This window comes from Actinacidiphila oryziradicis, from assembly GCF_005047355.1.
Lineage (GTDB): Bacteria > Actinomycetota > Actinomycetes > Streptomycetales > Streptomycetaceae > Actinacidiphila > Actinacidiphila oryziradicis.
Map to the genome: position 1 here is coordinate 1 of NZ_SUMC01000032.1, position 24,447 is coordinate 24,447.

The following is a 24,447-nucleotide window of genomic DNA, read 5'->3' on the forward strand; positions in this document are numbered from 1 at the left end:
AAACCGGCCTGCCCGGGGTATTTTATAGTCTGGCATTGACTTTTGGCACGCTGTTGAGTTCTCAAGGAACGGAAGCTTCCTTCGAGACCGTCTCACCGGCCCCTCCGGGCTTTCCCTTCGTGTTTCCAACCTTACCAGATCCGTTTCGCGTTTCCGCTCTTCGTTTCCGGCCCCCTGCTGGAGCGGGGTTTTTGTTTCGCGCCTTCCGGCGTGTCCACTACTTTAGCGGGTTTCCCTCCGGGCTCCTAATCGAGCCTTTCGAATCAAATTCAGGCATGCTGAAATTGACCCCGCCGGGGTGCCGTGCAGTAGTGGTTGCCGCCGGTGCGGCTTGAGTGGCTACCGCGGACCGTTACCAGTCCGAAGCAGCTGTACGACACTACACCAGGGTGCGCGGAGCACCAAAACTCGTCCCTGCGGACACGTTTGAGGCATGCGCCGGGGGGCATTTACATGCGCTTGAGCACCATCCACCGCACGGCCGTCATGGTTGGCGGGCCTGGACAAGGAGGAACGGCGGCAGGCCGGCCCGTTGTGGCTGTTGGGCGGTCAACTGGGCGTTGGGGGCGGGCTCGGCCATGGCCTCGATCGTGAACCCGTGTCCGATCAGCGCGGTGACGTAGGTCGACAGCGTCCGGTGCTGATTCCCCGGCCCGGCGGGCGCCCTCCGGGTTGGCGGAGCGCCAGAATCCCTCGGCCAGGTAGCTGCCGATGACCCGGCGGGGCGTTCCGTCCTCCGCTTCGGTCCATGTCGCGTGCGGTACCTCGAAGCATGGGTGCGGGACGGTGAAGACCAGACGCCCACCCGCCACCAGGACGCGGCGTACTGCGGTGAGCGCGGCCGGAAGGTCGGGCACGTTGTTGAGCGAAAGCCCGGCAATCACCCATTCGACGGAGCTGGTGGGGACGGTCGAGAGCGTGCATCCGTCGTCCACCGCATAGACGGCACCGGTCCGGCGGTCGGCTTCGGCGGCCCGGGCGTGGTGGATCAGGCGCGGCGCCGGATCGATGCCGATGACGGAAGCGCTGCGGGCGGCCACCGCGCGGGTGAGGATGCCCTCGCCGCAGCCGAGATCGAGGATGCGCTGATCCCCCAGGTCGTCAGGAAGACGGTCGAGGAGGATGTCACGGGCGAAGTCGTGCATCGCGGAACCGGCCCGCAGGAGCTCCGCGTACCAGTCGGCGATCGTGTTCCAGGAGTCAGCCATCGAGACCACGACCCTACTGGTGACCCCCTGAGGGTGGTGCGTCTCAAGTGCTGCAAACCGGTGGCGGGCGACTCGCCCAAGCGATATGTTCCGAGTATGACTATGCATGCGCACTCCACTCAGTGGTGGGCCGCCTGACGGCGGCCGGCGTTCAGCGCATGCGTTCCACGGCCGCCGCCTCGGCGGCCGTTCGCGTTTCTCCTGGAGCTCGCGGCCGACGGAAGCGGCGGCCCGACATAGGAGACGACGACACAGGTGACGCGGATCTTCAGCGGGGTCAAGCCGACCGGGCATCTCACGTTGGGCAATTACCTCGGCGCGGTGCGCAGGTGGGCACAGAGCGATCAACACCGCGCGGACGCGCTGTTCTGCATCGTGGATCTGCATGCGCTCACGGTCGAGCATGATCCGGCGCGGGTGCGGCGGCTGAGCAGGCAGGCGGCGACCCTGTTGCTGGCCGCGGGGTTGGATCCGGAGGTGTGCACGGTGTTCGTGCAGAGCCATGTGGACGAGCACACGCGGTTGTCCTACGTCCTGGAGTGCACGGCCACGGACGGGGAGATGCGGCGGATGGTCCAGTACAAGGAGAAGGCGGCGCTGGAGCAGAGGCGCGGGGGGAGTGTGCGGCTGTCGCTGCTCACGTATCCGGTGCTGATGGCGGCGGACATTCTGGCCTACGGAACGGATGAGGTGCCGGTGGGGGACGACCAGGCGCAGCATGTGGAGCTGACTCGGGATCTGGCGGTTCGGTTCAACCAGCGGTACGGGCACACCTTTGTCGTGCCGAAGGCCGTGCATCCGCCGGTGGCCGCGCGGGTGATGAATCTGCAGGATCCGGGCTCGAAGATGGGGAAGTCGGACGACGTGTCGTCCGGGATCGTCTATCTGCTCGATGAGCCGGATGTCGTCCGTAGGAAGGTGCTGCGGGCGGTGACGGACAGCGGGCGCGAGGTGGAGTACGACCGGCAGGCGAAGCCTGGGGTGGCGAATCTGCTGGAGATCCTGGCGGCGTGCACGGGGCAGGAGCCGGGGGCGCTGGCGGGGCGGTACGACTCGTACGGGGCTTTGAAGAAGGACACGGCGGAGGCGGTCGTCGAGTTGCTGCGGCCGTTGCAGGCGCGGCATGCGGAGCTGTGTGCGGATCCGGGATACGTGGACGGGGTACTGCGGGCCGGGGCGGAGCGGGCGCGGGGACTTGCGCGGCCGAGGGTGGACGCGGCCTACCGGGGGGTCGGGCTGCTGCTGCCGGGGTAGTCGGGGTGGCTGTCGGTTGTGGCCGGGGGCAGGTTTGTGGACACTGCCCCGGCCGTGATCGCCGGTGTCACCTTAGGGGTGCCCCGCTCGGGCGGCGTAGTGATTAATCGGCCACGCAGGACCCGTTAGTGGCTCGCTCCCAGTTCGCGGCTGCGGTCGCGGGCGGCTTCGAGGGCGTCGAGGAGGGCGGCGCGGACGCCGTGCTTTTCGAGCTCGCGGATGGCGTTGATGGTGGTGCCGGCGGGAGAGGTGACGGCCTCGCGGAGCTTGACGGGGTGCTCGCCGCTGTCGCGGAGCATGACGGCGGCGCCGATGGCGGATTGCACGATGAGGTCGTGGGCCTGGGCGCGGGGCAGGCCGAGGAGGATGCCGGCGTCGGTCATGGCTTCCACGAGGTAGTAGAAGTAGGCGGGGCCGGAGCCGGAGAGGGCCGTGGCGGCGTCCTGCTGGTGTTCGGGGACGCGGAGGGTTTTGCCGACGGGCTTGAAGATCTCTTCGGCGCGCAGGAGGTGGGCCTCGGTGGCGTGGCTGCCGGCGGAGATGACGGACATGCCTTCGTCGACGAGGACGGGCGTATTGGGCATGACACGTACGACGGCGATGCCCTCGGCGAGCCGGTCCTCGAAGAACGAGGTGGGGATGCCGGCGGCGGCGCTGATGACGAGGCGGTCTTCGGCGACGTGCGGGGCGAGCTCGTCGAGGAGGGCGGCCATGTCCTGCGGCTTGGTGGCGAGGATGAGGGTGTCGGCGGTCTTGGCGGCCTCGGCGTTGGTCACGGCCTCGACGCCGTAGCGGGTACGGAGTTCCTCGGCGCGGTCCGCGCGGCGGGCGGTGACGAGGAGGTTTTCCGGCTTCCAGCCGGCGCGGAGCATCCCGGAGAGGAGGGCTTCGCCGATCTTGCCGGTGCCAAGGACTGCGACTTTCTGGCTCATGAGGTCCATGGTCCCACTGCGGCGCGCTGCGCTGCGCTGGGCGGGGTGCGGTTTACGGCCTGCGGGCCGTGGGCGGTCACTTGCGCCTGCGGCGCACTGCGCCGCACTCGGCGGCGATGCGATGACGGCCTGCAGGCCATGACCCGCACCTGCCGCGCACTGTCTGCACTCGGCCACGGTGCGGTGACGGCCTGCGGACCGTGACCCACGCATACGGGCGCGCTGCCTTGCACACCGCGACGGTGCGGTGACGGCCTACGGACCGTGGGCGGGGGTTGCCACTCTCCTCCAGGCTTCGGCCGGAGGGGGCGCCGCCGGTCACGCCGTGCGGCGGCGTAGGGTCGCGGCGCCGAGGGCGAGGGCTAGGAGGGCGCAGGCGGCGACGATTGCGAGGTCGCGGATGAAGTCGCCGGTGACGCCGGTGTGCTGGAGGACCTCTTTCATGCCGTCGACGGCGTAGGACATGGGGAGGACGTTGGAGAGTGCCTCCAGGGCCGGGTGCATGCGGTCGCGGGGGACGAGGAGGCCGCAGAGCAGGACCTGGGGGAGGATCACGGCCGGCATGAACTGGACGGCCTGGAATTCGCTGGCGGCGAAGGCGCTGACGAAGAGGCCGAGGGCGGTGCCGAGGAAGGCGTCGGCGAGGGCGACGACGAGCAGCAGCCAGGGGGAGCCGGTGACGTCGAGGCCGAGGGCGAAGACGGCGAGGCCGGTGGCGAGGAAGGCCTGGACGACGGCGACGGCGCCGAAGGCGATGGCGTATCCGGCGAGGAGGTCGCCTTTGCCCAGGGGCATGGCGAGGAGGCGTTCGAGGGTGCCGGAGGTGCGTTCGCGCAGGGTGGCGATAGAGGTCACCAGGAACATGGTGATGAGCGGGAAGATGCCGAGGAGCGAGGCGCCGACGGAGTCGAAGGTGTGCGGGCTGGAGTCGTAGACCCAGGAGAGCAGGGCGAGCAGCACGCAGGGGACGACGAGCATCAGAGCGACGGTGCGGGGGTCGTGGCGGAGCTGGAGCAGTACCCGGCGGGCGGTGGCGAAGGTGCGGTGCGGGTTCATCGGCGGGCCTCCTCAAGGGACTTGGCCTGGTCTACGAGGTGCAGGAAGGCGCCCTCGACGGTTTCGGAGCCGGTGCGGGTGCGCAGGGCTTCGGGGGTGTCTCCCCCAAACTCCGTTTGGGAGGTGCCCCCAGCGAGGATCCGGCCGTCGCGCATGAGAAGGAGGCGGTGGCAGCGTTCGGCCTCGTCCATGACGTGGGAGGAGATGAGGAGGGTGGCGCCGCGCTCGGCGGCGAGGCGGTGGAAGAGGTTCCACAGGTCGCGGCGGAGGACGGGGTCGAGGCCGACGGTGGGCTCGTCGAGGACGAGGAGCTCGGGCTCGCCGAGCAGCGCTACGGCGAGGGAGACGCGGCTGCGCTGGCCGCCGGAGAGGTTGCCGGCGAGGGCGGCGGCGTGCGAGGTGAGGTCGACGTCGGCGAGGGCGCGGTCGACCGTGTCACGGGGGGTGCCGAGGATGGCGGCGAAGTAGGCCAGATTCTGGCGGACGGTCAGGTCGTCGTAGATGGAGGGGGCCTGGGCGACGTAGCCGATGCGGGGGCGGAGGGCGCGGTCGCCGGCGGGGCGGCCGAGGACGTCGAGGGTGCCGGTGACGCGGGCCTGGGTGCCGACGATGGAGCGGATCAGGGTCGATTTGCCGCAGCCGCTGGGGCCGAGGAGGCCGGTGATCTGGCCTTGGGGGATGCTGAATTCGAGGCCGTCGAGAACGGTGCGGCCGCCGCGGACGACGACGAGGCCGCTCGCCCGGATCGCGGGCTCCCCACTTTTATTCATCATGTGATGAATATGCTCTCGCGGCCGTCTCCCCGTCAAGCGCCGCACGGGAATGAGCCGGAGTGAACGGAGTGAAGGGGCTTGCGCTTTGGTAACACTGTGTTCACAGCCCGATTACTCTATGACTTGCGCATTGGCATCTGGCTGTGGACACAATGGAGTCCGCTGTCCAACAGCGCGGGAGGGAACGGGTGGCAAAGCTCTGGACGCTCGCGCGGGGATTCGTCGCGCTGCTGTCGGTACTGCTCGCGTTAGCCCTCCTCAGCGACGGGCCCACGGCCCTGCCGCTGCCCCCCGCCAAGTCGTCCGCCGCACTGTCCGCGGACGACGGCGACCCGGCCTACGCCGTCGCCACCACCGAGAAGCGCCGTCAGCCCGCCGCCGTCACCCGGCCGCAGCCCCGCACAACCAGGGCACTCCGGCAGCCGGCCCCCGCCGGGCGCCGGCAGGCCGCCGAAACGGCGGAGGACATGGCCGCCGAGCTGCTTCCCGTCGCCCGCCGCCATGGCGCGCACCGGCACAGACCGGGCGGAGTCCCCGCCGCACTCCAGGTGTTCCGCTGCTGAGCGCGACTCCGCGCTTCGCACACCCCTGACGCTGCGGCGCGGTGGGCGCGCGGGCGCGTGGCAACGACCTCGGACCGGTCCCGGCGGTACGGGACTGGCTCACCGAGCCGTTGCCCGCCGGGCTGCCCTCGGACGGCGGCCCGGATGTCACCGCAGCCGTGCGGCACGGCTGCGGACGCACGGCTGGATCTACGACATACAAACCGGTTCCTCTCCCTCTGACCCCCACCAGGAGGCTTCCCATGGCACATTCCCACTCTCCGCCGCGTATGTGGCGGGCCGACGTCACCGCGTCCGTCGTCGTGTTCCTCGTTGCCCTCCCCCTCTGTGTCGGCGTTGCTGTCGCCTCGGGCGCGCCGGCCGAGGCCGGACTCATAACCGGGATCGTCGGCGGACTCGTCACCGGTCTGCTGCCGGGCAGCTCTTTGCAGGTCAGCGGGCCGGCCGCCGGGCTTACCGTGCTCGTGTACGAAGCTGTACAGGAGTACGGCCTCGGCGGCCTCGGCGTCATCGTGTTGCTCACCGGCATCGTCCAGCTGCTGCTAGGAGCGCTGGGCTTCGGGCGCTGGTTCCGGGCGATCTCGGTAGCCGTCGTGGAGGGCATGCTCGCCGGGATCGGCCTCGTCATCATCGCCGGACAGCTCTACGCCATGGCCGATGCCAAGGCGCCCGCCTCCGGGCCGGAAAAACTCACCGGACTGCCGGGACTGGTGGCTGATGTCGCCGGGTCGTCCGCCATGCTCGCCGCGTTCGGCATCGGCGCCGGCACGATCGCCGTCATGGCGCTGTGGAAGCGGATGCCCGCCAGGGCCCGGCTGGTGCCGGGCGCGCTGGTCGCCGTCGTCAGCGCGACAGCCGCCGCCACACTGCTGTCGCTGCCGGTGAAAAAGGTCGAGGTGCGAGGGCTGCTCGGCTCCATCTCCTTCCCCGGTCCGGAGGACTTCGGGCGGCTCGGCGGTCTCGGGGTCATCGGCACCGTACTGGCGTTCACGCTCATCGCCTCCGCCGAGAGCCTGTTCAGCGCGGCGGCCGTCGACCGGCTGCACGACGGCCCCCGCACCTCGTACGACAAGGAACTCATGGCCCAGGGCGTGGGCAACGCCGTATGCGGTGTGCTCGGCGCGCTTCCGATGACCGCGGTCATCGTGCGCAGCGCGGCCAACGTCCAGGCCGGCGCCCGCACCAAGGCCTCCCGGGTGCTGCACGGGGTGTGGCTGCTGCTCTTCGCGGCGCTGCTGCCGGCCGCGCTCGGCGTGATCCCGGTCGCGGCCCTCGCGGGTGTGCTGGTGTACGCGGGCTGGAAGCTGCTTCCGCTCCAGGAGCTGGTCCCGCTGTGGCGGGAGCACCGCGGCGAGGCGGTGATCCTGGTGATCACGGCGGGGGCGATCGTGGTGGTGAACATGTTCGAGGGAGTGCTGATCGGGCTCGCGCTGTCGGTCGTCAAGACCGCGTGGGAGACCTCGCACGTCCATGTCGATGTGGACCAGCTGGAGCTGGAGGGCGACGGGCCGCTCACGGTACGGGTCTCGGGCAATGCCACCTTCCTGCGGCTGCCGAAAATGCTCGACAGCCTTGAGGCGCTGCCCGCCGGGCGCCCCGTCGAGCTGGATCTGACCGGGCTGCGCCACCAGGACCATGCGAGCGGCATGGCGCTGGTGGGGTGGCTGGAGCGGCACAACTCGCAGAGTGCGGCAATGGCGCGGGTCGCGACCACCTGAGGCTCCTCCCTGGGGCGGTCCGAACCCCGGGCCGTCTCAGGGTCCATCCCTATGGCGATGGCGGGCGGGGCGTCGCGGCGTCAGCGCTGGATCTTTACGGCGACGGTCACGTCCACCCCGTACGGCTCTACGACTGTGCCGTCCGGGAAGACCTTCAGCAGCTCGCGCCGCTCGTCCGCGAGGATCGGTGCCGCCGCCTCGCCGAGCACCGCGAAGTACGAGCGGCTGCCCAGCATCGCCAGATGCGTGTCCAGGGGGACGCTGCGGGTCCATCGCAGGCTGCGTGACTCCGTACGGAGGGCGGCGCCGAGGCCGAGGCCGGTGATGACGTGCTCGGCGTCGCCGGTGAGGCCGTGCTGGTGGTACCCGGGCATCCGGCGGTCCAGCCTTGCCTCCTGGGCGGCGGCCCATGGCACCGCGAGGTCCGGGACGTTCCACCACAGGGCCAGCGCGCCGCCCGGCCGCAGCACCCGCAGCGCCTCCGGCACCGAGCGGGCCGGGTCCGTCCAGTGCCAGGACTGGGCGTACGTGATGAGGTCGGCGGTGCCGTCGGCGAACGGGAGGGCGTTGCCGTCCGCACGTACGAGCGGTGCGTCCGGCTGGTCGGCGCGCAGTTGCGCCGCCATGTCGGCACCGGGCTCCACGGCGGTGACGTGCGCGCCGCGTTCGCGCAGCAGGCGGGTGGCGATGCCGGTGCCGGCGCCTATGTCCAGCGCGTCCGCGCCCCTGAGCGGGCGGCGCGCGATCGCCTCGACTGCGTCGAGGAGCGCGGGCGGGTATCCGGGGCGGGCGGCGGCGTACTGGGCGGCGACGGCGTTGAAGGACTGGGCGCGTTCCATTGCGGGGTTCTTCCCGCCCCACACGGCCATTACGCGGCACCCCTGAGGCGGCCGGGGCCCGGACCCCCGGCCGCCTCACGTTGCCGACGTACGCCTCACGCTCGACGGTCGTCAGGCGCAGCGCGGGGCGATGTAGCCGTCGACGCCGGTATGCACGTACGTGTCGGAGACGTACTGACCAGGGTTGATGTTGTCCCAGAGGTTCGACGTACCGTAGTAACCGCTGACGGTCGTGCCCGGACTCTGGCAGTAGACGGCTACGTTAGCGTCGTACGGCAGGACCTTCACTATCTGGAAGTTGGTTCCAGGGCCACTGCGGACGTTGACCCGGACACCGGGCGCCACCGGGTAGGTGACCACCGCGCTAGCGGTCGTGGCACCTCCGACCACAAGGGCAAGCGCCCCGGCCAGGCCGGCTGTCAGCAAGCCGCGCCTCTTGGCAATCCTCATCGCGTTCCCCTTACTCGTCCGGTTGTCAGGCGCAGCGCGGGGCGATGTAGCCGTCACTGCCGGTATCCACGTAGGCGTCGGAGACGAACTCGCCGGAGCCGATGTTGTCCCAGACGTTCGACGTGCCGTAGTAACCGCTGACGGTCGTGCCCGGACTCTGGCAGAAGATGGACACGCGGGCGTTGTACGGCAGAATCCGTACAATCTGGTAACTGGTTCCCGGGCCACCACGGACGTTGACCCGGACACCGGGCGCCACCGGATAGGTGACCAACTCGGCGGTCACGCTCTCCGCGCTCTCGACGCTTTCCTGGACATGACTTTCGGCCATGCGGCCCTCCCCCGGTGGGTTCCACCCTCTGTCGGCCGACAGGCTAGCGCTCCGAGCGCCCTTTTGTACGGCCAATCGACTAGGCTCCGGGGGTCGCGGCTGTACGAGCACACGGGGGTGGTGAGCATGCCGCCACTACATGGGCACGGGACCGATCCGGAAGCGGAACGTCCGGAATACGCCGGGCAGTACCCGCTGGAGAAGCGTCTTGGTTCCGGGGGCATGGGCATCGTCCATCTGTCGCGCTCAACCTCCGGGATGCGCCTGGCCGTAAAGGTCGTGCATCAGGCATTCGCTGCGGACCCCCACTTCAGGGCACGTTTCCGGCAGGAGGTGGCCGCCGCGCGGCGGGTCAGCGGAGCCTTCACGGCGTCCGTCGTGGACGCCGATCCGGAGGCCGAGCGGCCTTGGATGGCGACACTCTTCATCCCTGGGCCGACCCTCCACGAATTCGTGAAGCGGAACGGTCCGGTGCCTCCTGCTCAACTGCGCCATCTGATGACGGGGTTGGCCGAAGCTTTGCGTGACATTCACAGGTCGGGTGTCGTACACCGCGACCTGAAGCCGAGCAATGTGCTGCTCGCGGCCGACGGCCCCAAGGTGATCGACTTCGGGATCTCACGGCCGTCGGACAGCGCGCTGCGGACGGAGACGGGCAAGCTCGTCGGGACGCCGCCCTTCATGGCTCCCGAGCAGTTCCGGCGTCCACGCGAGGTCGGTCCCGCTGCGGATGTGTTCGCGATGGGGTGCGTGCTGGTGCACGCGGCGACGGGACGCAGCCCGTTCGACTCCGACAGTCCGTATGTGGTGGCGTACCAAGTCGTCCACGACGAGCCGGACCTGAAGGACATCCCGGCTGATCTGCAGCCGCTGATCGAGCGCTGCCTGGCGAAGGAGCCGGAGGACCGGCCGACTCCGGACGCGCTGATGGCGGAGCTGCGGACGGTGTCGGCCTCGTACAACACGCAGGCGTTCCCGTCGTTCGACATCGAGGCTTTTATACCGGCACAGCGACAGTCCGGCGGAGCGGAACACATCAGCGACGCGCCGGAGGCGGAGACCGAGCCGGAGCGCCGACGACCACGCCGGATACGGCGAGAGGTGGCACTCGCTGTGGCACTCGCCGTAGTCGTCGCAGGCGGGGTCCTGGCGGTCCAGCGCATCTCCGGTCTGGGAGGCGCCGGGTCCGCACCTTCCGGGCCGGGCAGGAACCCCGGAGCCGCAAAAACCTTCCGTCCATGGAGTTCGACGCTGGGGCATGGCACGGCGGATGACGGCACGATGCCCCTCTGCTCGTACGCGGAAGGTGCCCTCTACTGTGTGCGGCGGGGCGTGGAGGCGGCGAAGCTGGATCCACGTGACGGCGAGGTGGTGTGGTCGCGGCAGGCGGGACGGGACGGGACGAACGACGTCCTGCCCCTCTCACCCATCCTGTCGGACGGCCTCCTCCGGGTCGTCACGCCGGACAGATCCCGGTTGGAAGGGCTCGACCCGTCCACTGGCAGTACGCGGTGGGACCTCGACATCTCCAAGTACCGCAGCGGCTTGTACAACGCGGGCGCCACCGTCCTTCTTGTCTCGTCCGGTGGAGTCGTGACCGGGGTCGACGGTGCCTCGGGGGAGAAACGCTGGCAGAAAACCCTGCCCGGCCACACCTGGCCAGCCTTCACGCACTACGGGGATTCCGGCCCCGCCTATGCGGTCGAGCTAGCCGGCGACGGGGCGAGCACGCTGGTCAGCGCGGTCGATCCGGACACCGGTGAGGTGCGGTGGCAGCGGCGGCTGGACGGGAATCTCAGACCCATCGGAAACTCGGGCGGTGCCGTGTACTTCTACGCCGTCGCGTCCGATGCGGATGCCCAAGCGGTGGCAATCGTGCGCTACGACCCCGCCGGCCGCACAGTGCGGCGTATCCCCCTTGTCTTCCCCCTGTCGAACGTACGGGCCACTGTGCACGGCGACGTGGTCTATCTGCTGGGTTACGGCGGTTCCCTGCTGGCCGTCAACACCCGAAGCCGGGGCAGCGCCCAGGACGCGCAGCTGTGGCGGGCGGAGACGTCGGTCGCCGAGGGTTCGGAGCCGGTCGTGGTCGGTGACCGGCTGTACTTCACCGCCGGCGACGGCCGACTGCTGGCGGTCGACACGAAGCGCGGCGAACTCATCGGACAGACCAAGCCGCGCCCGGACAAGGATCCGAGCCGTTATGTGGAGGCACTGCCGTCCCCGATCGCGGTGGGCGGCAGGGTCTTCGCCACCGCTCCCGACGGCACCGTCTTCGCCGTGGACGCGCGGGACCCCTCCCGCTGGTGAGCCGTAGGAGGGGTCCCGCGATCTTCTTGGGTCTGTGACCTTCTTGGGTCTGTGACCTTCTTGGGTCTGTGACCTTCTTGGGCCTTGCAGCCGTCAGCCGTCGAGCTTGCTGACGTCGCGGACCGCGCCCTTGTCGGCGCTGGTCGCCATCGCCGCGTACGCCTTGAGGGCGGTCGAGACCTTGCGCTCGCGGCTCTTCGGGGCGTAGACGCCGCCGAGCGCCTCGCGGCGGGCGGCGAGGGTGGCGTCGTCGACCTTGAGCTCGATGGAGCGGTTCGGGATGTCGATACGGATCAGGTCGCCGTCCTCGACGAGGGCGATGGTGCCGCCGGACGCCGCTTCCGGGGAGGCGTGGCCGATGGACAGGCCGGAGGTGCCGCCGGAGAAGCGGCCGTCGGTGACGAGGGCGCAGGTCTTGCCCAGGCCGCGGCCCTTGAGGTAGGAGGTGGGGTAGAGCATTTCCTGCATGCCGGGGCCGCCCTTGGGGCCCTCGTAGCGGATGACGACGACGTCGCCGTCCTTGATGCGCTTGGTGAGGATCGCGTCGACGGCGTCCTCCTGGGAGTCGACGACGACGGCCGGTCCCTCGAAGGTCCAGATGGACTCGTCCACCCCTGCGGTCTTCACGACGCAGCCGTCCTCGGCGAGGTTGCCCTTGAGGACCGCCAGGCCGCCGTCCTTGGAGTAGGCGTGCTCCATGTCGCGGATGCAGCCGCCGGCGGCGTCCGTGTCGAGGGTGTCCCAGCGCTCGGACTGCGAGAAGGCGGTCGCGGAGCGCACGCAGCCAGGGGCGGCGTGCCAGAGCTCGACGGCTTCGGGGGACGGGGAGCCGCCCCGTACGTCCCAGGTCTTCAGCCAGTCGGCGATGGAATCGGCGTGCACGGCAGAGACGTTTTCGTTGAGCAGCCCGGCGCGGTACAGCTCGCCGAGGATGGCGGGGATGCCGCCGGCCCGGTGCACGTCCTCCATGTAGTACGTGCCGCCGGGGGCCACATTCGGCGCGACCTTCGCCAGGCAGGGCACCCGGCGCGAGACGTCGTTGATGTGGTCCAGCGTGTAGTCCAGCTCGGCCTCCTGGGCGGCGGCGAGCAGATGCAGGATGGTGTTGGTGGAGCCGCCCATGGCGATGTCGAGCGCCATGGCGTTGTCGAAGGCGGCGTGGGTGGCGATGCTGCGGGGCAGGACGGTGCTGTCGTCCTGCTCGTAGTAGCGCCGGGTGATGTCGACGATGGTGCGGCCGGCGTTCTCGTACAGCGCCTTGCGGGCGGTGTGGGTGGCCAGCACCGAGCCGTTGCCGGGGAGGGCGAGGCCCATCGCCTCGGTGAGGCAGTTCATCGAGTTGGCGGTGAACATGCCGGAGCAGGAGCCGCAGGTCGGGCAGGCGTTCTCCTCGATGCGGAGGATGTCCTCGTCCGAGATGTTCTCGTTGACGGCGTCGGACATCGCGTTGATCAGGTCGAGCTTGCGGACGGTGCCGTCGACGAGGGTGGCCTTGCCGGCCTCCATCGGGCCGCCGGAGACGAAGACCGTGGGGATGTTGAGGCGGAGCGCCGCCATCAGCATGCCGGGGGTGATCTTGTCGCAGTTGCTGATGCAGATCAGCGCGTCCGCGCAGTGCGCTTCCGTCATGTACTCGACGGAGTCGGCGATCAGGTCGCGGGAGGGGAGGGAGTACAGCATGCCGCCGTGGCCCATCGCGATGCCGTCGTCCACGGCGATCGTGTTGAACTCCCGGGGGATGGCACCGGCCGCCTTGATCGCTTCGCTCACGATCCGGCCGACCGGCTGGAGATGGGTGTGACCCGGTACGAACTCGGTGAAGCTGTTCGCGACCGCGATGATCGGCTTCCCGATGTCCGCACTCGCAACACCGGAGGCGCGCATCAGCGCGCGGGCTCCCGCCATGTTGCGGCCGTGGGTGACCGTACGTGACCTCAGCTCGGGCACGGTTGCTCCACTCCCTACCATTACGTCACTGGAGCTTCCGAGGCTACGCCCCGGGGCCGGGGTCGGGACAGTCCGTCCGCACTCCGGACATCCCGTCCACGGACCGGATCCTTCCACCCGGGCCGGGTCGCGGTCGCCTGCGGCGCCGTCCCCTCCCCGCCCCTTCCCGAAACTGGGGCTCCGCCCCAGACCCCAGTCCTCAAACGCCGGACGGGCTGGATTGTGCCGGCACATGGACACCGGGGTCCGGTCAGGCGCCGCCAGCAGTCAGGTAGCCCTGCAGAGTGGGGGCGATCATGGCGACGACGTCGTCGAAGTCCGCGGAGGCGATGGGCTCCACTTTCAGCACATGCCGGAGCACGGCGACACCGAGCAGCTGGGCAGCGGCGAGCTGCACCCTCAGCTCCGGCTCGGGGACATCGAGTTCCCCGGCGACACGGGCCAGGATGCGACGGGTGAGCATGGAGCGGAAGACCTCGGCGGCCGATTCATTGGTGAAGGCGGAGCGCAGGACGGCGAGGATCGGCTCGCGGGTGGGGGTGCTCTCCCAGATGCCCAGCATGAAACGGGCGACGCGTTCGCCGATGCCTTCGGGGGCGCCGAAGACCGCGTCCGGGCCGGCGAAGGCGGGGGCGAAGGTCAGCTCGATGGCGGCGCCGAAGGTCTGTTCCTTCGTACCGAAGTAGTGGTGCACGAGGGCGGGGTCGACACCGGCGGCCTTGGCGATGGAGCGCATGGAGGTCTTGTCGTAGCCGCGATCGGCGAACTCGGTGCGGGCGGCGGCGAGGATACGTTCCCGGGTCTCGGCGGTGCCGGCGCGGACGCCGGCGGGGCGCCCCCGGGACCGCTTCGGGGCGGGCGCCGGGCCGGGGGTCACATCGGGAGTCACGACCCAGCCACACCGGCGGCGGCCGCGAGGTGGAGTCGGGTGAAGGCGAGCGCTTCGGCGAGGTCGGCCTCGCGTTCGGCGGCGGTCATGGCACGGCGGGTGTTGACCTCGATGACGACATGACCGTCGAAGCCGCTCACGGCGAGGCCTTCGAGCAGCTCGGCGCAGGGCTGGGTGCCGCGGCCGGGGACGAGGTGTTCGTCCTTGCCGGAGCCGGTGCCGTCCGCGAGGTGGACGTGGGCGAGGCGGCCGCCCATGCGGTCGGTCATGTCGAGGGCCTCGGAGCGGGCGGTGGCGGTGTGGGAGAGGTCGACGGTGAAGTGGCGGTAGTCGTCCTTGGTGGGGTCCCAGTCGGGGGCGTACGCGAGCATTTCGCGGTCGCGGTAGCGCCAGGGGTACATGTTCTCGACGGCGAAGCGGACATCGGTCTCGTCGGCCATCCGCCAGATGCCGCGGACGAAGTCGCGGGCGTAGTTGCGCTGCCAACGGAACGGCGGGTGGACGACGACGGTCGAGGCACCGAGCTTCTCGGCGGCGGCGCGGGCGCGCTGGAGCTTCACCCAGGGGTCGGTGGACCAGACCCGCTGGGTGATCAGCAGACAGGGCGCGTGCACGGCCAGGACGGGGATCCGGTGGTAGTCGGAGAGGCGGCGCAGCGCCTCGATGTCCTGGCTGACCGGATCCGTCCAGACCATGACCTCGACCCCGTCGTAGCCGAGCCGGGCCGCAATTTCGAAAGCCGTCGCGGTGGACTCCGGGTAGACCGATGCCGTGGACAGCGCGACCTTCGCGTCGGGCACACGCACCGCGTGTCCCGCCGCGATCGCGTCGCACGCGTGCGTCTTCGGCTCGACTGGTTCAGCCACGAAGGACAGCGTACGGCGGTCGGCCGGACGGACGGGACATCGCTGCCGACCGCTCGCCGACCGCGTACGGCCGGGGTAGCGGGGGCGCGACCGTGTGGCAGTCAGCCCCGCTCACCCGACATCACGTCCAGTTTGCGCAGAATGACCCCTTCGCGGAGCGCCCATGGACAGACCTCCAGCTCCGCGATCCTGAAGAGGTCCATCGCGCCCTCCGCGACCAGCGCCCCGGCCAGCAGCTGCCGGGCGCGCCCCTCCGACACGCCGGGCAGGGCGCCGCGGGCGGTCCCGGTCATCGAGGCCAGCCTGGGCACCCACTCCTCCAGCGACTTGCGGCTCAGGGTGCGCTGTACGTACGCGCCCTCGGCGGAGCGGGCCGCGCCCGCTATCCGGGCGAGCTGCTTGAAGGTCTTGGAGGTGCCCACGACATGGTCCGGCTTGCCCATGCGGGTGACCTCGGCCACCGTACGGGCGATCTCCGCCCGTACGTGCTTGCGCAGCGCCCGTACGTCCTCCGGTGCCGGCGGGTCGCCGGGCAGCCAGGTGCTGGTGAGGCGGCCCGCGCCGAGCGGCAGCGAGACCGCTGTGTCCGGGATCTCGTCCATGCCGTAACCCACCTCCAGGGAGCCGCCGCCGATGTCGAGGAGCAGCAGCCGGCCCGCCGACCAGCCGAACCAGCGGCGGGCGGCCAGAAAGGTGAGGCGCGCCTCGTCCTCGCCGGAGAGCACGGTGAGGGTGACCCCCGTCTCAGCGGCGATCCTGGCCAGGACCTGCTCGCCGTTGGCCGCCTCGCGGACGGCGGAGGTCGCGAAGGGGAGGACGTCTTCCACGCCCTTGTCCTCCGCCACCTGCATCGCGGTGGAGATCGTGGAAACCAGCCGGTCCACGCCGTCCTCGCGGATCGCGCCGTCGGCGTCGAGGACTTCGGCCAGCCGGAGCTCGGCCTTGTGGGAGTAGGCCGGCATCGGGCGCCCGCCGGGGTGCGCGTCCACGACCAGCAGATGAACCGTATTCGAACCCACGTCCAGGACGCCCAGTCTCATGCCCGGAACGCTACTGCCCCGAATGCGGGCAGCGGATATCTGCGGACGTGGCACTGGCCACTGAAGAAGCTTCACGTGCTTACCCTGACATCGTGGCGAAGGCGAAGAAGGCAAAGCGGCAGCAGAGCGACCCGGACGAGGTGGAGCTCGACTTCGCCCGTGCCTGGGTCGAATTCCCTGATCCGGCGGACGATGAACAGGTTTTCCGCTGTGATCTGACATGGCTCACATCACGGTGGACGTGCATCTTCGGGCAGGGCTGCCAGGGCATCGAGGCCGGACGGGCGAGTGACGGGTGCTGCACGCTCGGCGCGCACTTCTCCGACGAGGACGACGAGAAGCGCGTCGCCCTGCACGCGGAGCGGCTCACGCCGGAGACCTGGCAACTCTACGACTCCGCCCTCGACGGCGGCGGCGACGGCTACGGCTGGGCCGAGGTCAACGAGGACGGTGAGCGGCAGACCCGGCGGGTCGACGGGGCATGCATCTTCCTCAACCGGCCCGGCTTCCCGGGCGGCGAAGGGTGCTCTTTGCACACACTCGCCCTCCAGGAGGGGCGCGAGCCGCTGGAGACCAAGCCGGACGTCTGCTGGCAGCTGCCGATCCGGCGTACGTACGACTGGGTCGACCGGCCCGACGACTCCCGGGTGCTCGTCGTCTCCATCGGCGAGTACGACCGCCGGGGGTGGGGGCCCGGCGGGCACGACCTCCACTGGTGGTGCACCGGCGCCACCTCCGCCCATGGCGCCGGGGATCCGGTGTACGTCTCCTACCGCCCCGAGCTCACGGAGCTGATGGGCTCCGCCGGTTATGACGCTCTGGCCGAGCTCTGCGAGGCGCGGGTCGCGGCGCTGCTGCCCATGGCCCCGCACCCGGCGGACCCGGTCTGACGGGCAGCCGACGGCTGGCGCCGGGCGCCGGTCCCCCCTCACCCTGAGGGCGAAGGGTCCGGGGAGCTGGACGGCGGGGCCGGGGACGGGGTCGGGCTGGGCGTCGGGACCGGGGCCGGGGACTGTGGGCGCCCCGAGCCGTGGAGAGTGACGACCGCCCCCGAGGGCTGGAAGGCGATGCGCGCGGTCCACGGGCCGACGGGCTCCGCCGAAGGGTCGACGCTCACCGTGATCGTGGCCGTCCCGCCGGGACGCAGCGTCCCGCTGCTCGCGCTGAGCCGCAGCCACCCCGCGCCTGTGGACGCCGTCCAGGACACCGGCGATCCGTCGGCCGCCGCCGTGAGGGTGATCAGGGTGTCGCCGCCGCGCGTCCCCGCCCGGACAGAGAGCGCCCCGGGCCCCGGCCGGGCGCTGCCGCCCGGCGTGGGCGACGCCGCGCCCGGGGCGCCACTGGCGACCGAGGCCGAGACGGACGGCCTTCCGCCCTGGCGTGAGGGGGGCGTGGGGTCGGAGACGGCGCCGGCGGTGCCCGTTCTTTCGTACGTGTCGCCGCTGAGGACGCCGGCCTGTGGGCCCGCGGAGAAGGAACCGTCGCCCTTGGTGCCGTGCGGGGCGGCCAGCGTGGTCTGGTAGGCGGTCCAGATCGCGAGCACCGGCGCGGCGACGACGGCCACGACGACCGTCGTCGTGACGGCGCGGTGGCGCAGCCGGGCGCGCCGCACGGCGTGCTCCGTCACGTCCAGCGGGAAGCCACGCCGGTCGAACCGCGGCGTGGCCGCCCGCGTGCGGCCCGCGCCGGGCGGCATCGTGTGCAGCAGCGCGGCGTACACGGCCGGGCGCGGCGCCGGGACCACGGCGAGCACGGCGGTGGCGGCCGTCGTGGCCAGGCCCGGCCATGGCGCCGTGGCGACCGCGCGCTCCGCGGTGATCCGGCACTGCGGGCACTCGTCGACATGGCGCACGATCTGCTTGCGCAGTTCGGGCCCCAGTGGCAAGTGCGGGTCCCCGGCCGCCAGCCGCGCCACAGCCGTGCATCTGCCGAGCTCGACCACCGCCAGGGCCGCCCGGGTCCGCTCGACCTCGCACGCGGCCCGGGCCAGCAACGCCCGCGCGGCCTCGGTCTCCATCCCGAGCACCGCCCCGACCTCGTGCGGCCGCAGCTGGTGCCGTACCGCCAGCTCCAGCGCCTCCCGCTGTGCCGGGGTGGTCCCGGCCGCCTCCGGCCACGCCAGCGACGCCAGTTCTCCACGCCGCTCCGCCGAGGCCCTGAGCGGCTGCTGCCGACTGCCTTGCTCCGGCCTGTCGTCCTGCGGCCTGCCTTCCTCCAGCCGCCGTACGCAGGCCCAGCGCGCCAGCGCGTAAAGCCACGCCCGGCGCAGCTCCGCGTCCCGCAGCCGCGGGCGCTGCCGCTCGGCCAGGGCCAGTGCGTCGCCGAGTGCCGCCGCGGCCGCGTCGTGCTCGCACAGTATGGAGAGGCAGTACGTGAACAGCCCGTCCAGATACGGCTCGTAATCCGCGGGTGGCCGCGCCGGCAGTGTGCCGCTCGCGCGCCGACGCACGCTCCGGACCGGCGCGCTGTGTCGACGGTGCGCGCCGGTGGTCCGTGTCGGGGGTTCAGGCCTGCTGCTCATCACTACGTGACGGTAGGGCTATGGCCCGTTCGGCCTCAGCAGTCACGGCGGCCTTTAACCCATTCGGGTGGTCATCCCGCTCAATCGGGGACAGCGCCTGCGCATGCGTTCCCCCTTCGCTACCCCACCCGCCCGCCCGACGCTGCGAGGCCGGGCCCTGCGCGCCCCACGTCCTCAATCGCCGGACGGGCCGGGTTTTTGGTGCTCTGCGCCGTGTGCGGAGCGCCTTGCCTGCGCTGCGCGCGACCGGAGATGCCTCCCTCACTGTCTGCGGTGGTTGCCGCTCCGTCCTCAAACGCCGGACAGGCCGGGTTTTGGTGCCCTGCGCCGTGGGGCGGAGCGCCTTGCCTGCGCTGGGCGCGACCGGAGATGCCTCCCCCACTGTCTGCGGTGGTTGCCGCTCCGTCCTCAAACGCCGGACAGGCCGGGTTTTGGTGCCCTGCGCCGTGTGCGGAGCGCGCTGTGTTGTCGGTTGGGTCGGTGGCGCCTCCGGGGTGACTCACTCCCCCAGCCTTCGGCCGGGAGGTGCCCCCAGGAGGTGCCCCCACGACTGTGTGCCAGGGCCCGGGACGTCATGCGCCGTCGCCGGCGGCACTTGGGCGACACAGTCTGCGGGGACACCCCTGCACCGCCCCCTCCGGCCGTCACAGCGCCTCACGGTGCGTGTTCCTTGCGGTCCGAACCACCGGGTGCGGGGCGTTGATTTTACGGTCTCCGCCCTGAGCGGCCGTCACGCGCACATCCGGCCGGGAGGGGACGCGCCGGGGTGTCCCCGCAGGGGACGAGCACATGCACCCCGGGCGCCTTCACTGCGGACCCGCACGTGCGAGCCCCGAGGAGATCACCCCACAGCGGCCCCGACCCCGACCACCACATGGCGCGCCGGCACGCACGACAACCCAGCCCGTCCGGCGCTTGGGGGCACCTCCTGGGGGCACCTCCCGGCCGAAGGCTGGGGGAGGTAGCTGGGGGAGGAGCGGCAACCCCGGCAGACGGGGCGGAACCGGCACGCCCGCAGCCGGGGCCTCCGGCTGCGGACCGGCACCGGCCCGCAGCCGGAGAGCCCAACAATGTCGGCGCCAGCCGATACGGTGCACCGTATGGCTGTACGCACCCGCACCTCCCCCAAGGACCGTCCCTCCTACCGCTGTACGGAATGCGGCTGGACAGCCGCCAAGTGGCTGGGCCGGTGCGGGGAGTGCCAGGCGTGGGGCACGATCGAGGAGTACGGGGCCGGGCCGGTCCGGACGACGGCAGCCGGGAGGGTCACGACCCCGGCGAAGCCGATCCGAGAGGTGGACGGCCGCCAGGCCACGGCGCGGAGCACTGGGGTGCCGGAGCTGGACCGGGTGCTGGGCGGGGGGCTCGTTCCGGGCGCGGTGGTGCTGCTGGCGGGCGAGCCGGGCGTGGGGAAGTCCACGCTGCTGCTCGATGTGGCCGCGAAGGCGGCGAGCGCGCAGGGCCGGACCCTGTATGTCACCGGCGAGGAGTCGGCGTCGCAGGTGCGGCTGCGGGCGGACCGGATCGGCGCCCTGAGCGACCACCTGTATCTCGCCGCGGAGACCGATCTGTCGTCCGTGCTCGCGCATTTGGACGATGTGAAGCCCGCGCTGCTGATCGTGGACTCCGTCCAGACCGTCGCGTCGCCGGAGATCGACGGCGCGCCCGGCGGCATGGCGCAGGTCCGCGAAGTCGCCGGGGCGCTGATCCGCGCGTCGAAGGAGCGCGGGATGTCGACCCTGCTCGTGGGCCATGTGACGAAGGACGGCGCGATCGCGGGCCCGCGCCTGCTGGAGCACCTCGTGGACGTGGTCCTGAGCTTCGAGGGGGACCGGCACGCACGGCTGCGTCTGATCCGCGGTATCAAGAACCGCTTCGGTGCGACCGACGAGGTCGGCTGCTTCGAGCTGCACGACGAGGGCATCACGGGCCTCACCGATCCGTCCGGCCTGTTCCTGACCAGGCGCGACGCGCCCGTCCCCGGCACGTGCCTGACCGTCACGCTGGAAGGCAAGCGGCCCCTGGTGGCGGAGGTGCAGGCGCTGACCGTGGACACCCAGATCCCCTCGCCCCGCCGGACGACGTCCGGCCTGGAGACCTCCCGGGTGTCGATGATGCTGGCGGTGCTGGAGCAACGCGGCCGTATCAAGTCAATCGGCAAGCAGGACATCTACACGGCCACCGTCGGCGGTGTGAAGCTCACCGAGCCCGCCGCGGACCTGGCGGTGGCGCTCGCGCTCGCCAGCGCGGCGATCGATACGCCGCTCCCGAAGAACCTGGTAGCGGTGGGTGAGGTCGGACTTGCCGGGGAAGTTCGCAGGGTCACAGGGGTGCAGCGGAGGCTGGCGGAAGCGGCCAGACTGGGCTTTACGCATGCCCTCGTACCGCCGGATCCCGGGCGGATTCCGAGCGGGATGAAAGTGACGGAAGTGACGGACATAGGGGACGCCTTGCGCGTGCTGCCCAAGAGGGCCCCACGCTCGTAACAGTTCCGACGGTAAACTTTGCCCTGGTCCCGCCCATCCGGGCATTCGTAGCGACCGGAGGAGAGCAGTGGCAGCCAACGACCGGGCGGCAGCTCCCGGCAAATCCGGCGGGAGTTCCGGCACCGAGGGCCTCATGCGAGCTTCCCTCAGCGCCGTCGCGCCGGGCACCGCTCTGCGTGACGGCCTGGAGCGCATCCTGCGCGGCAATACGGGCGGATTGATCGTCCTCGGTATGGATAAAACCGTCGAATCGCTCTGCACCGGCGGCTTTGTGCTGGACGTGGAATTCTCCGCGACGCGGCTGCGCGAACTGTGCAAGCTGGACGGCGCGCTCATCCTCGACACCAACATCACCAGGATCGTCCGGGCGGGGGTCCAGCTCGTGCCCGATGCCGCGATCCCCACCGAGGAGACCGGCACCCGGCACCGCACCGCGCAGCGCGTATCGATCCAGACCGGTTATCCGATCATCTCCGTCAGTCAGTCGATGCGGCTGATCGCGCTCTACGTCGACGGGCAGCGCCGGGTCCTGGAGGACTCCGCGGCGATCCTCTCCCGCGCCAACCAGGCGCTGGCCACCTTGGAGCGGTACAAGCTGCGCCTGGACGAGGTGGCCGGCACCCTCTCCGCCCTGGAGATCGAGGACCTTGTCACGGTCCGGGATGTGACCGCCGTGGCCCAGCGGCTGGAGATGGTCCGGCGCATCGCCACCGAGATCGCCGAGTACGTCGTCGAGCTCGGCACCGACGGCCGGCTGCTCACGCTCCAGCTGGACGAACTGATCGCGGGCGTCGAGCCCGAGCGCGAGCTCGTCGTACGCGATTACGTCCCCGAGCCCACCGCCAAGCGCAGCCGCACCGTCACCGAGGCCCTCGGCGAGCTGGACGCCCTCCCGCAGGGCGAGCTGCTCGAACTCCCCACCGTGGCCCGCGCCCTGGGCTACGCCGGCTCGCCGGAAGCCCTGGACTCGGCGGTCTCGCCGCGCGGCTACCGGCTGCTGGCGAAGGTGCCCCGGCTGCCCAACACCGTCATCGAACGGCTCGTCGAACACTTCGGCGGCCTGCAGAAGCTGCTCGCCGCCAGCGTCGACGACCTGCAGACCGTCGAAGGCGTCGGCGAGGCCCGTGCCCGGTCGGTCCGCGAGGGCCTGTCGCGCCTCGCGGAGTCCTCGATCCTGGAGCGTTACGTCTAGGGCCTGTTGGCCGGAGTGGCCTAAGAAGCGCTCAGTACGAACGACGTCTGCTTGGCCGCGAAGCCCGGCAGCTTGGCCTCCACCAGATAGGTCCCGGCCGCCGCCGCCTGCCCCTTCGGGGTGGCGCACTTCGGCGAGCTGCCCCTGCGGTCCCACTGCGCGACGTAGGCCGTCTTGCCGTTCGCCGGGACCTGCACGAGGTACGCGCTCCGGCTGCTCGGGCAGTCGTCGCTCGCCCATACGTGGTTGTCGCTGACATCCGTGATGGTGAAGACCGCCGCCGTCACCCCGAAGTTCAGCTTGCACGCCGTGCCGTTCGCGTTCGTGGCCGCCAGGCTGAACTTCGGCTTCACGCCGGGTTCGTAGGAATTCTGCACGCTGCGCAGCGTCAGCGTCACGCCGGTGCTCGTGCAGTCCGGCAGGCTCGACCCGGCCGGCAGCTGCACCGCGCCACCCGACGACGTGCCTCCGCTGCCGCCACTGCTGCCGGCGCTTCCGGTGTCGCCGCCGGTCGTTCCGGCCGCCGAACTCCCGGCCGTGGCAGTGGCGCCGCCGCTACCACCTGACGACGTACCACCGCTGCCGCCGCTGCCCGAGCCGCCGCTGCCGCTGTCACCCCCGACGGAGCCACCCGGCCGGCTGCTGTTCAGCGGCCCGCTCGCCGACGGCCCCGGCGTGATCGACGTCGCCGGAGTCTGGCCGCCGCTGCCGTTCGCCCCATTGCCCTTGCCCCCGCCCCCGCCGGAGTTGACGGCCCAGAGGATCAGCAGAGCGAGCAGCGCGAATACGCACAGCGCAACAGCCCTCCGTCGCCAGTAAATGGAGGACGGCAGAGGTCCGACGGGATTGCGCATAGAGCCCACGCCCAAACCTTATGCGGTCTCGGTCCAAACCACCGATGGCACGCTGGTACCCACCCGCAACTTGTGTGCCTATAAGCCCACTGGTCGGACCAGGACGCGCCGGGCCGGGGTTCAACGGGCAGGCCACTGGTAGGGCCACTGGTGGAGCCAGCGGGAGGCGCCGCGCCCGGCGCAGCGAAACGCGCCGGAGGCACGGGTAGCATGGGTGGCTCTATGAGCGCTGATGCCGACCTCCACTCCCCCGTGATCGACTGGTTCGACGAGAACGCCCGCGACCTCCCATGGCGCCGCCCGGAAGCGGGCCCCTGGGGCGTGATGGTCAGTGAGTTCATGCTCCAGCAGACCCCGGTCAGCCGCGTGCTCCCGGTGTACGCGGGGTGGATGGCGCGCTGGCCGAGCCCGGCCGTCCTCGCCACCGACCCGCCCGGCGAAGCCGTCCGCGTCTGGGGCCGACTGGGCTATCCGCGCAGGGCGCTGCGGCTGCACGCCGCCGCGACGGCGATAGCGCAGCTGCACGGCGGCAAGGTGCCGAGCGAGCATGCCGAACTGCTGGCGCTCCCCGGGATCGGCGAGTACACGGCGGCGGCGGTGGCATCGTTCGCGTACGGGCAGCGCCACGCGGTCATGGACACCAACGTCCGCCGGGTCTTCGCCCGGGCCGTGAGCGGCATCGAGTACCCGCCGACTGCGACGAGCGCCGCCGAGCGGCGTATCGCGCAGCGCCTGCTGCCGCTGGACGAGAGGACCGCCGCACGCTGGGCCGCCGCGACGATGGAGCTCGGCGCGCTGGTCTGCACCGCCCGCAGCCCGGAATGCGTACGGTGCCCGATCTCGGCGCAGTGCGCGTGGCGGCTGGCCGGGTCGCCGGCGCACGAGGGGCCGCCGCGCCGGGGGCAGAGTTACGCGGGGACGGACCGTCAGGTCAGGGGCAAGCTCCTCGCCGTGCTGCGGGAGGCGAGCGGCGCGGTGTCGCAGGCGGCGCTGGACGCCGTATGGCAGGAGCCGGTGCAGCGGGCGAGGGCGCTGGACGGTCTGGTGGCGGACGGCCTCGTCGAGGCGGTCGCGGGCGGAGTGTACCGATTGCCCCAGTAAGGGCAGCTTGGGATCGCTTACCCAAAGCGCTGTTACATAACCGTCGGGTTCCTGTGAGTCCGCTGAGCGGTCACGGTGACGAAGGCAGGACTTCCGCTCCGTAGCGTCGCTGGTGTC

At 71.0% G+C, this 24,447-nt stretch carries 22 protein-coding genes; 9 read left to right on the forward strand and 13 right to left on the reverse strand.

Features of this window, described 5'->3' with window-relative positions:
• Positions 1 to 335, forward strand: a 335-nt coding sequence (locus FCI23_RS58390; RefSeq protein WP_136726836.1) for a hypothetical protein, incomplete at its 5' end; no start/stop codon positions are given.
• Positions 336 to 449: 114 nt separating this feature from the next.
• On the opposite strand, the gene FCI23_RS28625 is transcribed toward FCI23_RS58390, so the two are convergent.
• Entirely contained in the window at positions 450 to 1,208 is a 759-nt protein-coding gene (locus FCI23_RS28625) for a class I SAM-dependent methyltransferase (protein WP_169316970.1), read from the reverse strand.
• A 255-nt stretch (positions 1,209 to 1,463) separates the two neighbouring features.
• Here FCI23_RS28625 and trpS point away from each other — a divergent pair, with 255 nt between their 5' ends.
• On the forward strand, positions 1,464 to 2,462 hold the full coding sequence (trpS, locus tag FCI23_RS28630; protein ID WP_136726838.1) for a tryptophan--tRNA ligase: 999 nt from the start codon (positions 1,464 to 1,466) through the stop codon (positions 2,460 to 2,462).
• 125 nt (positions 2,463 to 2,587) lie between these two features.
• On the opposite strand, the gene proC is transcribed toward trpS, so the two are convergent.
• The 3 genes from proC to FCI23_RS28645 form a co-directional block, all read right to left on the reverse strand.
• Entirely contained in the window at positions 2,588 to 3,394 is an 807-nt protein-coding gene (gene proC / locus FCI23_RS28635; protein WP_136726839.1) for a pyrroline-5-carboxylate reductase, read from the reverse strand.
• Between the two features lie 318 nt (positions 3,395 to 3,712).
• Entirely contained in the window at positions 3,713 to 4,450 is a 738-nt protein-coding gene (locus tag FCI23_RS28640) for an ABC transporter permease (protein ID WP_136726840.1), read from the reverse strand.
• Positions 4,447 to 5,223: an ABC transporter ATP-binding protein gene (locus FCI23_RS28645; protein WP_136726841.1), complete on the reverse strand. Its 777-nt coding sequence runs from the start codon at positions 5,221 to 5,223 to the stop codon at positions 4,447 to 4,449. The genes FCI23_RS28640 and FCI23_RS28645 overlap by 4 nt, the downstream gene beginning before the upstream one ends.
• Positions 5,224 to 5,411: 188 nt before the next feature.
• Between FCI23_RS28645 and FCI23_RS28650 the strand changes: the two genes are divergently transcribed.
• Positions 5,412 to 5,786 carry a hypothetical protein gene (locus FCI23_RS28650; RefSeq protein WP_136726842.1) on the forward strand — a complete coding sequence of 125 codons (375 nt, stop codon included), beginning with the start codon at positions 5,412 to 5,414 and terminating at the stop codon, positions 5,784 to 5,786.
• Between the two features lie 242 nt (positions 5,787 to 6,028).
• Positions 6,029 to 7,504, forward strand: a complete 1,476-nt coding sequence (locus FCI23_RS28655; protein WP_136726843.1) for a SulP family inorganic anion transporter — start codon at positions 6,029 to 6,031, stop codon at positions 7,502 to 7,504.
• A gap of 80 nt (positions 7,505 to 7,584) precedes the next feature.
• Here FCI23_RS28655 and FCI23_RS28660 read toward each other — a convergent pair whose 3' ends face one another.
• The 3 genes from FCI23_RS28660 to FCI23_RS28670 form a co-directional block, all read right to left on the reverse strand.
• Complete coding sequence (locus tag FCI23_RS28660; RefSeq protein ID WP_322973908.1) at positions 7,585 to 8,343, reverse strand: class I SAM-dependent methyltransferase; 759 nt, start codon at positions 8,341 to 8,343, stop codon at positions 7,585 to 7,587.
• 111 nt (positions 8,344 to 8,454) lie between these two features.
• A complete protein-coding gene (locus FCI23_RS28665; protein ID WP_169316971.1) occupies positions 8,455 to 8,793 on the reverse strand; it encodes a hypothetical protein in 339 nt (112 codons plus the stop codon).
• A 25-nt stretch (positions 8,794 to 8,818) separates the two neighbouring features.
• Complete coding sequence (locus FCI23_RS28670) at positions 8,819 to 9,124, reverse strand: peptidase (protein ID WP_136726845.1); 306 nt, start codon at positions 9,122 to 9,124, stop codon at positions 8,819 to 8,821.
• A 126-nt stretch (positions 9,125 to 9,250) separates the two neighbouring features.
• On the opposite strand from FCI23_RS28670, the gene FCI23_RS28675 reads away from it, so the two are divergent.
• Positions 9,251 to 11,434: a serine/threonine-protein kinase gene (locus tag FCI23_RS28675; RefSeq protein WP_136726846.1), complete on the forward strand. Its 2,184-nt coding sequence runs from the start codon at positions 9,251 to 9,253 to the stop codon at positions 11,432 to 11,434.
• Positions 11,435 to 11,527: 93 nt separating this feature from the next.
• On the opposite strand, the gene ilvD is transcribed toward FCI23_RS28675, so the two are convergent.
• The 4 genes from ilvD to FCI23_RS28695 all read right to left on the reverse strand — a co-directional run bounded on the left by ilvD (position 11,528) and on the right by FCI23_RS28695 (position 16,176).
• Positions 11,528 to 13,381: a dihydroxy-acid dehydratase gene (gene ilvD, locus FCI23_RS28680; RefSeq protein WP_136726847.1), complete on the reverse strand. Its 1,854-nt coding sequence runs from the start codon at positions 13,379 to 13,381 to the stop codon at positions 11,528 to 11,530.
• Positions 13,382 to 13,631: 250 nt separating this feature from the next.
• The gene (locus FCI23_RS28685; RefSeq protein WP_136726848.1) at positions 13,632 to 14,270 is read right to left on the reverse strand and encodes a TetR/AcrR family transcriptional regulator; all 639 of its coding nucleotides are present in this window, start codon (positions 14,268 to 14,270) and stop codon (positions 13,632 to 13,634) included.
• Positions 14,267 to 15,076 carry a sugar phosphate isomerase/epimerase family protein gene (locus tag FCI23_RS28690; protein ID WP_136726924.1) on the reverse strand — a complete coding sequence of 270 codons (810 nt, stop codon included), beginning with the start codon at positions 15,074 to 15,076 and terminating at the stop codon, positions 14,267 to 14,269. Before FCI23_RS28690 ends, FCI23_RS28685 begins: the two co-directional genes overlap by 4 nt.
• A 161-nt stretch (positions 15,077 to 15,237) precedes the next feature.
• Positions 15,238 to 16,176: a Ppx/GppA phosphatase family protein gene (locus FCI23_RS28695; protein ID WP_136726849.1), complete on the reverse strand. Its 939-nt coding sequence runs from the start codon at positions 16,174 to 16,176 to the stop codon at positions 15,238 to 15,240.
• Between the two features lie 92 nt (positions 16,177 to 16,268).
• Between FCI23_RS28695 and FCI23_RS28700 the strand changes: the two genes are divergently transcribed.
• A complete protein-coding gene (locus FCI23_RS28700; RefSeq protein ID WP_136726850.1) occupies positions 16,269 to 17,066 on the forward strand; it encodes a hypothetical protein in 798 nt (265 codons plus the stop codon).
• Between the two features lie 38 nt (positions 17,067 to 17,104).
• Here the strand turns inward: FCI23_RS28700 and FCI23_RS62475 are convergent, their stop codons facing one another.
• Positions 17,105 to 18,625: a BACON domain-containing protein gene (locus FCI23_RS62475; RefSeq protein WP_265737775.1), complete on the reverse strand. Its 1,521-nt coding sequence runs from the start codon at positions 18,623 to 18,625 to the stop codon at positions 17,105 to 17,107.
• Positions 18,626 to 19,797: 1,172 nt separating this feature from the next.
• Here FCI23_RS62475 and radA point away from each other — a divergent pair.
• Positions 19,798 to 21,183, forward strand: coding sequence for a DNA repair protein RadA (radA, locus tag FCI23_RS28710; protein WP_136726851.1), 1,386 nt, complete (start codon positions 19,798 to 19,800; stop codon positions 21,181 to 21,183).
• A gap of 67 nt (positions 21,184 to 21,250) precedes the next feature.
• Entirely contained in the window at positions 21,251 to 22,375 is a 1,125-nt protein-coding gene (disA, locus tag FCI23_RS28715; protein ID WP_136726852.1) for a DNA integrity scanning diadenylate cyclase DisA, read from the forward strand.
• 20 nt (positions 22,376 to 22,395) lie between these two features.
• Here the strand turns inward: disA and FCI23_RS28720 are convergent, their stop codons facing one another.
• Entirely contained in the window at positions 22,396 to 23,229 is an 834-nt protein-coding gene (locus FCI23_RS28720) for a hypothetical protein (protein ID WP_322973909.1), read from the reverse strand.
• Positions 23,230 to 23,439: 210 nt separating this feature from the next.
• On the opposite strand from FCI23_RS28720, the gene FCI23_RS28725 reads away from it, so the two are divergent.
• Positions 23,440 to 24,330, forward strand: coding sequence for an HhH-GPD family protein (locus FCI23_RS28725; protein WP_136726854.1), 891 nt, complete (start codon positions 23,440 to 23,442; stop codon positions 24,328 to 24,330).
• Positions 24,331 to 24,447 lie beyond the last annotated feature (117 nt).

Coding starts and splice junctions, on each gene's coding strand:
- FCI23_RS28625 (WP_169316970.1), bottom strand. CDS start 1,208: ATGGCTGACTCCTGGAACACGATCGCCGACTGGTACGCGGAGCTCCTG.
- proC (WP_136726839.1), bottom strand. CDS start 3,394: ATGAGCCAGAAAGTCGCAGTCCTTGGCACCGGCAAGATCGGCGAAGCC.
- FCI23_RS28640 (WP_136726840.1), bottom strand. CDS start 4,450: ATGAACCCGCACCGCACCTTCGCCACCGCCCGCCGGGTACTGCTCCAG.
- FCI23_RS28645 (WP_136726841.1), bottom strand. CDS start 5,223: ATGATGAATAAAAGTGGGGAGCCCGCGATCCGGGCGAGCGGCCTCGTC.
- FCI23_RS28655 (WP_136726843.1), top strand. CDS start 6,029: ATGGCACATTCCCACTCTCCGCCGCGTATGTGGCGGGCCGACGTCACC.
- FCI23_RS28660 (WP_322973908.1), bottom strand. CDS start 8,343: ATGGAACGCGCCCAGTCCTTCAACGCCGTCGCCGCCCAGTACGCCGCC.
- FCI23_RS28665 (WP_169316971.1), bottom strand. CDS start 8,793: ATGAGGATTGCCAAGAGGCGCGGCTTGCTGACAGCCGGCCTGGCCGGG.
- FCI23_RS28670 (WP_136726845.1), bottom strand. CDS start 9,124: ATGGCCGAAAGTCATGTCCAGGAAAGCGTCGAGAGCGCGGAGAGCGTG.
- FCI23_RS28675 (WP_136726846.1), top strand. CDS start 9,251: ATGCCGCCACTACATGGGCACGGGACCGATCCGGAAGCGGAACGTCCG.
- FCI23_RS28695 (WP_136726849.1), bottom strand. CDS start 16,176: ATGAGACTGGGCGTCCTGGACGTGGGTTCGAATACGGTTCATCTGCTG.
- radA (WP_136726851.1), top strand. CDS start 19,798: ATGGCTGTACGCACCCGCACCTCCCCCAAGGACCGTCCCTCCTACCGC.
- FCI23_RS28720 (WP_322973909.1), bottom strand. CDS start 23,229: ATGCGCAATCCCGTCGGACCTCTGCCGTCCTCCATTTACTGGCGACGG.
- FCI23_RS28725 (WP_136726854.1), top strand. CDS start 23,440: ATGGGTGGCTCTATGAGCGCTGATGCCGACCTCCACTCCCCCGTGATC.